General features: G+C 34.6%; 12 protein-coding genes. 10 read left to right on the forward strand and 2 right to left on the reverse strand.

Features of this window, described 5'->3' with window-relative positions:
- The first annotated feature begins 164 nt into the window (after window positions 1-164).
- The 5 genes from serC (at window position 165) to MR053_RS08045 (ending at window position 6,173) form a co-directional block, all read left to right on the forward strand.
- Complete coding sequence (gene serC / locus MR053_RS08025; protein WP_242131943.1) at window positions 165-1,229, forward strand: 3-phosphoserine/phosphohydroxythreonine transaminase; 1,065 nt, start codon at window positions 165-167, stop codon at window positions 1,227-1,229.
- A 140-nt stretch (window positions 1,230-1,369) separates the two neighbouring features.
- Window positions 1,370-2,320 carry a D-2-hydroxyacid dehydrogenase gene (locus MR053_RS08030; RefSeq protein ID WP_242131944.1) on the forward strand — a complete coding sequence of 317 codons (951 nt, stop codon included), beginning with the start codon at window positions 1,370-1,372 and terminating at the stop codon, window positions 2,318-2,320.
- A 235-nt stretch (window positions 2,321-2,555) separates the two neighbouring features.
- Window positions 2,556-2,999: a DUF6146 family protein gene (locus tag MR053_RS08035; RefSeq protein WP_242131945.1), complete on the forward strand. Its 444-nt coding sequence runs from the start codon at window positions 2,556-2,558 to the stop codon at window positions 2,997-2,999.
- 38 nt (window positions 3,000-3,037) lie between these two features.
- Window positions 3,038-3,532, forward strand: a complete 495-nt coding sequence (locus MR053_RS08040) for a DUF6787 family protein (protein WP_242131946.1) — start codon at window positions 3,038-3,040, stop codon at window positions 3,530-3,532.
- 397 nt (window positions 3,533-3,929) lie between these two features.
- Window positions 3,930-6,173: a TonB-dependent receptor gene (locus MR053_RS08045; protein WP_242131947.1), complete on the forward strand. Its 2,244-nt coding sequence runs from the start codon at window positions 3,930-3,932 to the stop codon at window positions 6,171-6,173.
- A gap of 126 nt (window positions 6,174-6,299) precedes the next feature.
- Here the strand turns inward: MR053_RS08045 and MR053_RS08050 are convergent, their stop codons facing one another.
- Both MR053_RS08050 and folE read right to left on the reverse strand, forming a co-directional pair.
- Complete coding sequence (locus MR053_RS08050; RefSeq protein WP_242131948.1) at window positions 6,300-6,581, reverse strand: hypothetical protein; 282 nt, start codon at window positions 6,579-6,581, stop codon at window positions 6,300-6,302.
- A 28-nt stretch (window positions 6,582-6,609) separates the two neighbouring features.
- On the reverse strand, window positions 6,610-7,197 hold the full coding sequence (gene folE / locus MR053_RS08055) for a GTP cyclohydrolase I FolE (RefSeq protein ID WP_223551824.1): 588 nt from the start codon (window positions 7,195-7,197) through the stop codon (window positions 6,610-6,612).
- Between the two features lie 148 nt (window positions 7,198-7,345).
- Between folE and MR053_RS08060 the strand changes: the two genes are divergently transcribed.
- The 5 genes from MR053_RS08060 to MR053_RS08080 all read left to right on the forward strand — a co-directional run bounded on the left by MR053_RS08060 (window position 7,346) and on the right by MR053_RS08080 (window position 11,447).
- A complete protein-coding gene (locus MR053_RS08060; RefSeq protein ID WP_242131949.1) occupies window positions 7,346-8,005 on the forward strand; it encodes an ABC transporter ATP-binding protein in 660 nt (219 codons plus the stop codon).
- A gap of 3 nt (window positions 8,006-8,008) precedes the next feature.
- On the forward strand, window positions 8,009-8,515 hold the full coding sequence (locus MR053_RS08065; RefSeq protein ID WP_242131950.1) for a GNAT family N-acetyltransferase: 507 nt from the start codon (window positions 8,009-8,011) through the stop codon (window positions 8,513-8,515).
- Window positions 8,502-9,266, forward strand: coding sequence for a TIGR02757 family protein (locus MR053_RS08070; protein ID WP_242131951.1), 765 nt, complete (start codon window positions 8,502-8,504; stop codon window positions 9,264-9,266). Before MR053_RS08065 ends, MR053_RS08070 begins: the two co-directional genes overlap by 14 nt.
- Window positions 9,267-9,350: 84 nt before the next feature.
- Window positions 9,351-10,835 (forward strand): S10 family peptidase, encoded by a 1,485-nt coding sequence (locus MR053_RS08075; RefSeq protein WP_242131952.1) that lies wholly within the window; start codon window positions 9,351-9,353, stop codon window positions 10,833-10,835.
- Between the two features lie 54 nt (window positions 10,836-10,889).
- Window positions 10,890-11,447, forward strand: coding sequence for a hypothetical protein (locus tag MR053_RS08080; protein WP_242131953.1), 558 nt, complete (start codon window positions 10,890-10,892; stop codon window positions 11,445-11,447).
- Window positions 11,448-11,569: the final 122 nt, after the last annotated feature.

An 11,569-nucleotide genomic window follows, 5' to 3' on the forward strand; every position in this document is an offset into this window, starting at 1 on the left:
AATTCTTACCAAAAATTATTCAATAAATTAGGACATTTGTTTCCTAAAATTTTTACTCAAGCAATGAAACCCTAAACAATTAAATTTTCATTAATTGTACTCCGCAATGGTGTATTTTAAATATTTAGGGTCACATCACACAGTTTAAAAATAAAAATAAACAGATGAAAAAACACAACTTTAGTGCAGGGCCATGCATTTTGCCTCAGGAAGTTTTACAAAAAGCATCTCAGGCCATTATAGAATTAGACAATAGTGGGTTATCCTTGATAGAAATATCACACCGTAGCAAAGCATTTGTGGATGTTATGGAAAAAGCCAGATCTCTAGCTTTAGAATTGCTTGGTTTGGAGGGAAAAGGGTATAAAGCTTTGTTTTTACAAGGCGGTGCCAGTACACAGTTTTTAATGGTTGCTTTAAACTTATTGGAAAAAAGAGCAGGATATTTAAACTCTGGCACATGGGCCAATAAAGCTATGGCCGAAGCTAAAATTTTTGATGATATCTATGAGTTGGCTTCTTCAAAAGATGCCAACTATAACTATATTCCAAAAGGGTATGATATTCCAGAGGATTACGATTATTTTCACTGTACCTCAAACAATACCATTTTTGGAACACAAATGAAGTCGTTTCCAGATTCTCCTATCCCAATGGTATGTGATATGAGTAGCGATATTTTTTCACGTTCGCTCGATTTTTCAAAATTCGATTTAATATATGCCGGAGCTCAAAAAAATATGGGCCCTGCTGGAACAACCTTAGTTGTTGTTAAAGAAGATATTTTAGGCAAAGTATCCCGAAAAATTCCTTCTATGATGGATTACAAAAAACATATTGCTAGTGGTAGTATGTTCAACACCCCTCCAGTTTTTGCTGTTTATACCTCAATGTTAACTTTAGAATGGTTGAAAAAATTGGGAGGCATAAAAGCGATTGAAGAAGAAAACGAAAAGAAAGCACGTTTAATCTATTCTGAAATCGACCTAAACCCTTTATTTAAGGGATTTGCCGTCAAGGGTGATCGTTCTAACATGAATGCTACATTTACCCTAGAGAACGAAAATTTAAAGGAAACCTTTGAAACCATGCTAAAAGATGCAGGTATAAACGGACTTAATGGTCACAGAAGTGTTGGCGGATACCGTGCTTCAATGTACAACGCCCTACCTTTGGATAGCGTGAAAGCTCTGGTAGAAGTCATGAGTGAATTAGAAAGTAAAGCTTAAAAACAGTTTATAGCAAGTAACCTCCGTTTAAAGTGTTTAGTTGCTTATTCAAACTTTAAAAATAAAATTTAATTTTTAGGTTGAACTATTAATCGTTCAACGAACTTTTAACTGTCAACCTTTAACTCTTTACATAAAAAATGAAAGTATTAGCAAACGATGGAATTTCCAAAAGTGGTATCAATGCTCTAGTAAAAGCAGGGTATGAAGTAATTACTACTACTGTAGCGCAAGAACAATTGGCTAATTATATAAACGAGAATAGTATTACTGTTCTATTGGTTCGAAGTGCAACAACAGTTCGCAAAGATCTAATTGATGCTTGTCCTACTTTAAAAATTATTGGTCGTGGTGGTGTAGGTATGGATAATATTGAGGTAGAATATGCCCGTGAAAAAGGCCTACATGTAATCAATACCCCAGCGGCATCTTCCCATTCTGTTGCCGAATTGGTTTTTGCTCATTTTTATGGTTTGGCCCGTTTTTTACATAATTCAAACAGAGATATGCCTTTAGAGGGTGATACCAATTTTAAAGGTTTAAAGAAAGCCTACGCCAAAGGGGTAGAACTAAAAGGAAAAACACTGGGTGTTTTAGGTTTTGGGCGTATAGGTCAAGCCACTGCCAAAGTAGCGCTTGGTGCAGGAATGAAAGTTATTGCCTTCGATCCGTTTTTAGAAAAGGCTAATTTAGAATTAGAGTTCTTTGACGGACAAAAGGTAAACTTTGAAATTGAAACCATCACTAAAGAAGAGGTATTAAAGCAAGCGGACTTCATTACACTTCACGTACCATCTCAAAAGGACTATGTGATTGACGAAGCCGAATTTAACATCATGAAAGATGGTGTTATCCTGGCTAATGCGGCACGTGGTGGCGTAGTTAATGAGGTGGCTCTGGTTAAAGCTATAGAAAGCGGTAAAGTTGCAGGTGCAGCTCTGGATGTGTTTGAAAAAGAACCAAAACCTGAAATTCAATTGCTAATGAACGCTTCATTATCGTTAACACCACATACAGGTGCTGCAACCAATGAAGCTCAAGACCGTATTGGTACCGAACTAGCTTCGCAAATTGTAAGCATATTAGGTTAACAAATAAATACCATAAATAACCATCTTGGTTATAAGATTGCCCTAACTGTAAATGTTAGGGCTTTTTGTTAAAAGCCCTTTAAAAATAAGTTTATAAGGTACAATTTTTGTAACTTTATGTTGTATGAAACTACAATACTAAAGTATAGTTCAATCCATTACAGAGACAACTCACTTAATCGAATTTCTACAATCTGTAAATTAATTTTATTTTGTTCCTGTAAAAAATAGAAATATGAAAAATTCAATTCTACTTTTATTTACCCTTGGATTAATCATTGGCTGCAATACAGCAAAGCCTGTATCTTCCAACAACAATTTGACTGAACAGGATTTGTTAAAGCCTACCAGTGATACAGTTACCATAACCAATGATGAATTGGAATATGAAATTATAATAATAGAACCTGGATTCAATGCTTGGTTAATGAGTATGGCAAGGCCAGAAGGCTACTATTCTAAAAGTTTTTTGGAAAACAGAAATTACCTCTATGTTACAGAATGGAACCAAAGAGTGCTTCAACCACAGCGGTATAATCCCAATCTTTATGAGCTACAAATAGATTATAGTCCTAATATTGATTATGGCTATGAAGTAAATTACAAATTATATAACTATTTTATTTATTTTCAATTGACTTACAAACAACGATTAGGTCCATTTGTCCCTAGAATTTAAATCTGTTTTTCATATTTTTGCTCTTCTAATTTTATAATGTGGAAAAATTAAAAAGTCGTTGGGACATAAATAAAAATTGGCAATTTGTTTTCCTGTTGTTGGGAATAGTTGGTTTGGGATATTCTTCCTACAAATTATCCTTGCTATTCTTAAAAGATGAACATATTGGTTTTGTTTTTCTTTTAAGCCTCTTCTTCTTTTTTATATTGTTAAAAATTGTTTTAAAGCTTTTCGATAGACTTCAAAAAAAATGGAAGGTAAACTACAGATGGGAACTCATAAATATTTTCTTTGTATTTGCCATTACTGGGTCTTCTTCTGTTTATGTAGGAAGACCAATAATTAAGTTACTAGGTATTACTAAAGAGAATTTACCCGCTTTTGCCTATTGGACATTATATATTTTAATAGGCTTTATTTTTTATCAAGTTTTATTGGTCTTGATTGGTTGGTTATTTGGACAGTATCAATTTTTCTGGAATTTTGAAAAGAAAATGCTTCGTAGAATTGGTTTTAAACGATTGGTTGATTAATGCATAATTTAAGGCAACATATTGCATTTAAGTTATTAACTGTATTTATTATAGTTATATTTTTAACCCCAACAGCGCTTAAATTTATACACATATTCAACCATCATACCCATAAGGTATGTAATGACGAAACGTCTACCCATATTCATCAAGTAGATTTAGACTGTGTCTTTTTAAAATTCCATCTCAGCAAAAACTTTACAACTTCTTCATTTGAAGCAAATCTTTTTTGCGAAAAGCAAACTCTACAGTTAATTGTATTACACTATATTTTTTTAAGTGATTTTCAACAACTTCACTTTTCACTTCGAGGGCCTCCACAAATTAATTTGACATAAAAACTTATTGGACACTGCTCCAAAACTTTTTAATTAAATTAATTTAAAATTTTATAGTAATGAAAAACATAGTATCCATTTTACTATGTCTGGTATGGTTTTCCTTAAAAGCACAAAACCATATTACCGGACATATTGTAGATGCTCACACAAAACAATCCATAGAAGCCGCGAATATTTATTTTCCACAGTTGGAAAAAGGAAGCTCAAGCGATGCTGAAGGCTTTTTTGAACTTAAAAACATACCTAACGGAACCCACAACGTCATTGTCTCTTTTATAGGATACGAAACCCAGTCGCTTAATCTTAAATTTCCATACGACGCTGTTTTAAATATTGAGTTAACACATTCAGCCATAGAAATGGAAGGCATCATTATATCTACCCCTTTTCATAAATTACAGAGTGAAAATGTAATGAAAGTCGAACAACAAAGTGTAAACGATCTAAAAAAGCAAGGTGCCATAAATTTATCGAGTGGTATTTCAAACGTTGCTGGTGTGGAAAGCATTACTACAGGCTTAAGTATAGGAAAACCTGTAATAAGGGGACTTAGCAGTAATAGAGTTTTAGTATATAATCAAGGTGTCCGTTTAGAAAACCAACAATTTGGCAGCGAACATGGTTTAGGGCTAAGTGGCTACGGAAATGAAAGTATCGAGATTATTAAAGGCCCAGCTTCCTTACTTTATGGTAGTGATGCCTTGGGTGGCGTGCTCTATATCAATCCTGAAAAATTTGCACAAGCCCATACTACAGAAGCTGATGGAGCGGTGAATTATTTTAGCAATACTCTTGGTTACACTACCAATGCAGGTATAAAACAATCTGGTGAACATTTCAAATTTATATTTCGGAGCGGTGTGACTGAACATGCCGACTATAAAACAGCGAGTTATCGTGTAACCAACACGCGCTTTAGGGAAACAGACTTTAAAGTTGGCTTGGGATATCAAACTACCAACTTTAAAAGTGAGTTGCGATACAATGCAAACGAATCGAAATTAGGTATTCCAGAAGATCTAGGAGAACAATCGAAACTTAGAACGCCTCTACTGCCCTATCAAGGGATTGTAAATCATGTTTTAAGTTCAAAATCGACTATTTTTTTGAATGACTCGAAAATAGATATCAATTTTGGATTGTTATACAATGATAGAAAGGAATTTGAAGAAGAGCACCACCATGACGAAGAACACGAAGATGAAGAGCATGAAGATGAAGAACATGAAGGTGAACACATGGAGAATGAGCTTCTAGAAGCAGCCCTACATATGAAATTAAAAACCTTAAACTACGATGTAAAATACCATTTACCAGAACTTGGTAAGTTTGAAACTATTATCGGACTTCAAGGTATGACACAAAGCAACACCAACTACGGTGAAGAAACATTAATACCTAATGCAACAACCAATGATATTGGCGTTCTTGCAACATCCCACATCCATTTTGATAAAATAGACATTCAATTGGGGGCTAGACTAGATAACAGGAAGATAAATGTCGATTCTGGTATTTCAAAAAGCTTTAACAGTTTTAATGGCGCTTTGGGTGCCAAAACTAATATAATGGATAACCTAATTGCAAGAGTTAATTTAGCCACTGGCTTTAGGGCTCCTAATTTAGCCGAACTAACATCCAATGGCACTCACGAAGGCACAAACCGTTATGAGATTGGTAACGAAGACCTTAAAAACGAAAAAAATGTACAAATAGATGTCGCACTGGAATACAAAAGTGACCACCTAGAACTTTTTGCCAATGGATTTCACAACACGATAAGTGATTATATTTTTTTATCGCCCAATGGGAATGTTATTGACGAAGACCCCGTTTTTGTATATCTGCAGGACAATGCCAAATTGTATGGTGGCGAGATTGGTTTTCACCTACACCCCCACCCGTTGGATTGGCTCCATTTTGAAAGCAGTTTTGAAACTGTTACCGGAAAGCAAAACAACAATCGTTATTTACCCTTAATTCCTGCCAATTCGTTAAGCAATATACTTCGGGCTGAATTTGACAATACATGGCTGAATACCGGGTATGTATTTATAAAACACAAATTCACATTTAGTCAAAATAAAGTAAGTGATTTTGAAACCCCTACAGCTGCTTATGGTCTATTAAGTGCAGGATTGGGAGGAACGATTACGGTATTTAAAAACAATATGGAGATTATGCTATCTGGGACGAATCTAACTAATAAAAGTTATATTCATCATTTGTCCCGATTAAAATCCGATGGTCTTTTTAATATGGGCAGAAATTTTAGTTTAGGTATAACCTATAGACTATAACTTTTAGGGAGGTTGATTAGAAATTAATTGATTCTTAATCCTGAAAAATAAAATTTTAAGATCCCAAAACAACAGTTCGATAAGCTCGATACGACATTTTGGGAATAATATTATTTTTTAATTATTTCAATCGGCCTCCTTATAGCTTTTTGGTCTATAAAAAACATATGTATATAACCACATTAATGTAAATGTTGGTATCACATCAAACCCAGGCAAGGCTTCTTCTATAAACGTAATTACTCCAGCAATTTTACCTGGTTTTCCTTTATAAAGTTTGGTCATTATCCAACCTGAAAGGGGTGCCCAAACAATATCGGAGAACTCTCCTATACCAGGTATAACAAAAGAGAGGTAACCCATGGCGTCACATAAAATGCTCAATACTAATATTTTATATTTGTTCATAATATTATACTAGAAATATTCTAAAACCCTATTTGCCTATAAGTTTTAAAAACTCATTACGAGTTTCTATCTTTTCAAATTGCCCTCTAAATCCTGAAGTTGTAGTTATTGAATTTTGTTTTTGAACACCCCGCATCATCATACACATGTGTGAGGCTTCAATAACTACAGCTACGCCTTGGGGTTTTAGGGTGTCATTTATACAATCCAATATCTGTTCCGTTAATCGTTCCTGTACTTGCAATCGCCTTGCAAAAACATCAACAATCCTAGGCAACTTGCTTAAGCCTACAATATGCCCGTTTGGGATATAAGCGATGTGCACTTTTCCAAAAAAAGGTAACATATGATGTTCGCAGAGGGAATATAATTCAATATCCTTAACAATAACCATTTCATTGTAAGACTCTTTAAACATGGCACTTTTAAGAATTTCAATAGGGTCTTGGTGATACCCTTGTGTTAAAAACTGCATGGCTTTTGCTGCTCGTTCGGGTGTTTTTAAAAGTCCATCTCGTTTAACATTCTCACCCAAGTCTTCAATAATACTTTTATAGCGGTTCTTCACATCATCGGTGACCTGCATATTGTATTCCTCAAATTTCTTATACGGCATAACTTTCTTTTTTCTAGCTCTCAATATAGACATTTCTTTGCTTTTATTGTTTAAATAGTCCTTAAACAGGATATTTTTTAAAAGATATATACACAACATTGTTCAAGACAAGTTAAAATATTAAATTCACCCTTTATTTAAAAGATTTATGATAAAGGCAACAAACATCCATAAATATTTTGACAACTTACATGTGCTAAAAGGTGTTAACCTAATGGTTAACAAAGGGGAAATTGTGTCGATTGTTGGGGCTTCTGGTGCTGGTAAAACAACATTATTACAAATTTTAGGCACCTTGGATAAAGCTTCAAAAAATGAAGATTACAATCTTGAAATCAATGCCACTGAAATTAAATCGCTTAGTGATAAAAAACTGGCAAAGTTTAGGAACGAACATATTGGGTTTATTTTTCAATTTCATCAATTATTACCCGAGTTTACCGCTTTAGAAAATGTTTGCCTCCCAGCCTTTATAAAAGGCACAAAAAAAATAGAAGCTGAAAAACGTGCCAAAGAACTATTGAATTTTCTTGGCCTTGAAGAGCGTCACGACCACAAACCCAATGAACTATCTGGTGGAGAGCAGCAACGTGTGGCCGTAGCTCGGGCCTTAATTAATAATCCCGATTTAATTTTTGCCGATGAACCTTCAGGTAATTTAGATAGTGAATCTGCAGAAAATCTACACCACCTTTTTTTTAAACTTCGAGAAGAATTTGGACAGACCTTTGTTATTGTGACCCACAATGAAGAACTGGCCAACATGGCAGATAGAAAGTTAGTGATGGTAGATGGTAACTTTGTTTAATTCATGTTTATTCTTGAAACCAAAAGGCTATTTTTAAGAGAATTTCAACTTAGTGATGCTGCGTTTTTATTCGAGCTTAATCAAAACCCTAAAGTTTTAAAATATACAGGCGATGTTCCTTTTGCATCATTAGATGAGGCAAAAAATTTCATTAAAAATTATACGGACTATAGCAAATTTGGTGTTGGTAGGTGGATTATGATTGAAAAACAATCCTACAAAGCTATTGGTTGGTGTGGGCTGAAAAATCATAATAAACACTTTATCGATTTAGGATTTCGACTTTTAGAATCATATTGGAATTTAGGTTATGCTACCGAAGCCGCAAAAGCTTGTATTGATTATGGGTTTTCCAAATTAAATTATACGGAAATAATTGGAAGAACCATGAAAGCTAACTTTGCTTCACAAAAGGTGCTAGAAAAGTTAGGTTTTCAATATTCCCATATAGAACAAGTTGATGGGCTGCACGAAGCCATGATTTACACCCAGCAAAATGACAAAAAATGAATTAAAAGACTTTCTAGACACTAAAGTAAGGCAATACAATAATCCAAAGTTTATTGAGAGTGACCCTATACAAATTCCGCATCTATTTACCCAAAAAGAGGATATTGAGATTGCTGGTTTTTTAACCGCTTCTATAGCTTGGGGCAATCGTAAAAGTATTATTACCAATGCCAAACGGCTAATGGACTTACTTGATAATGCCCCTTTCGATTTTGTGATGTACCATTCACCAAAGGATTTAGAAACGTTAATTCACTTTGTACACAGGACATTTAATGGAGATGACTGTAAACAATTTATTAAGTCATTACAGCATATTTATAAAAATCACAACGGGTTGGAAAGTATCTTTAACACAAATGCCAAAAAGGATTCGCTACAACATGCCATTTCAAATTTTAAATCTGTATTTTTTGAAATTGAGCATTTACCAAGAACCCAAAAACACATTAGCGATCCACTAAAAAATTCTGCGGCCAAGCGCATCAATATGATGCTCAGATGGTTCGTGAGAAGGGATAATTCCGGAGTAGATTTTGGAATTTGGAAAAGCTTGTCTCCTAAACAGTTATCCTGTCCATTGGATGTGCATTCTGGTAATGTTGCCAGAAAGCTAGGCTTACTAAAAAGAAAACAAAATGATGCCAAAGCACTTTATGAACTGGACCAAACTTTGAGACAGCTAGATCCTAGCGATCCTGTTAAATATGACTTTGCACTGTTTGGTTTAGGCGTTTTTGAAGGGTTTTAATAAATGTTAAGGTATGTTAATTCTTTTATGTGCATAACTAAAAGCTATATTTTTAGTTTACTAAACTAATTTACACCTAATACAATGCGAAATTTATTTCTTTCCCTATCACTTATATGCTACTTAAGCAATGCCCAAAGTCGAAAAATACCAATAGATACAGTAGTTGTAACATCACACAGTACAACCATAAAGGGAGTAGATATTCAATATACAGCAACAACAGGAACACAACCTGTTTGGGATTCCAATGGCGATCCTATTGCAACCTTATTTTACACCTATTACCAACGTAACAATATTAATAACAAAGACAATAGGCCACTATTAATTTCTTTTAATGGCGGTCCTGGATCAGCATCGGTTTGGATGCATATAGCATATACGGGGCCAAAAATTTTGAATATCGATAGTGAAGGCTACCCCATTCAGCCCTATGGCATAAAGGACAATCCCAATTCTATCTTAGATGTTGCAGATATTGTGTATGTTAATCCTGTAAATACAGGCTATTCCAGAATGCTTCCAAACAAGGAAGGCAAACTTCCTGAAAGAGAAACTTTTTTTGGCATCAATGCCGATATAAAATACCTAGCCGAATGGATCAATACTTTTGTTTCCAGAAACAACAAATGGACATGCCCTAAATACATTATTGGAGAAAGCTACGGTGGAACACGGGTAATGGGATTGGCCAATGCCTTGCAAAATAACCAATGGATGTACTTAAATGGGGCTATTTTGGTATCGCCTGCAGACTATAAATTGTACAGTACCAGCCAACCGATTTATTCTGCCTTAAACCTCCCCTATTTTACGGCAGCAGCCTGGTACCAAAAGGCATTACCAAATGCCTTACAACAAAAAGATTTGTTAGAAGTTTTACCCGAAGTAGAAAACTATGCCATAGAAACGCTTATGCCTGCTTTGGCCAAGGGTGGTTTTATTTCAGATGCTGAAAAGCAAGACGTGGCCAAAAAAATGGGTTTTTACTCTGGACTGAGTGAAACTGCCATTTTGCAGAATAATTTAGATGTTCCAACCCCCTTTTTTTGGAAGGAACTCTTAAAAGATAAAACAGGACAAACCATAGGACGGTTGGATTCCAGATATTTGGGTATAGACAAACGCGAGGCTGGTGATTCACCTGATTACAGTCCAGAATTAACCTCATGGTTGCACTCTTTTACCCCAGCCATAAACTACTATATAAAGGAACATCTTAATTTTAAAACCGATATAAAGTACAATATGTTTGGCGATGTACATCCTTGGGATAGACGCAATGACAACACCAGGGATCAATTACGACAGGCTATGGCACAAAACCCCTATTTAAAGGTGCTTGTACAATCGGGGTATTACGACGGGGCAACAACCTATTTTGCAGCTAAATATACCATGTGGCAAGTAGACCCCAGTGGAAAAATGAAAGACCGTTTTACGTTTAAAGGTTACCGAAGTGGCCATATGATGTACCTAAGGCAGGAGGATTTGTTATCTGCAAACGACGACCTAAGAGCTTTTATTAAAACCTCTCTCTCCAATGGAAAACCAGCTAAATATTAAAGGGTATGAATTATTTTAGTCAACACATGAGGAAGTCGTAATAATTTTAAGCAAATGGAAATTAAAATTAACCTATTTGAAGACCAATTTCAAAGATTAGCTTCGAAAGAAGGGGTTGAACTTAAGAAAGAATATGAGCCTAGTTATTCAAAGTTAATTACTTTTATGCCAGGAGCTGATTATAATGAAGATCTAAGAGTAAAAACTTTACTATTGAAAATACCTTACAAAGAACAAATGATTTCCGTTGAGTACAAAGTTGGTGATGCCCAGTTAGGACTATTTAGCTGCTATTTTAAGAACGGTATCACGATAAGTGATTTCAAAATTGATTATAGAAGTCATTTTTTGAGGCTTATTTTCAAAAATAAAAAAATACTAAGAGTCAGATCAGAAGATAAAAACTTAAAACGGTTCTTAGAAAACAGACTAATAGAAAACGATTTAGAAACTATTGCAAGAGAAAGTTTGTTCACACCCGAAATTGAGGGAGTAAAAAATGAAAACTACCTGATATCTGCCTTTTACACATTGTCATTCGAAGACAAAGAGAAGGTCCTTGAGCCAATGGTTGAATTGTATAAGGATATTATTGATTGGGCCTTGGACTAAAAACTATTAATAACAAAGATGGCTAGAAGTAATTGCTAGTTCCAACCTACTTTGAAATCCCAAAGGATTTTTACACAACAAATCCGTAGCCAAAAACTTCAACACTAATTAAAAAATAGTAT

The sequence above is a fragment of the Aestuariivivens marinum genome (genome assembly GCF_022662175.1).
Classification (GTDB): domain Bacteria; phylum Bacteroidota; class Bacteroidia; order Flavobacteriales; family Flavobacteriaceae; genus Aestuariivivens; species Aestuariivivens marinum.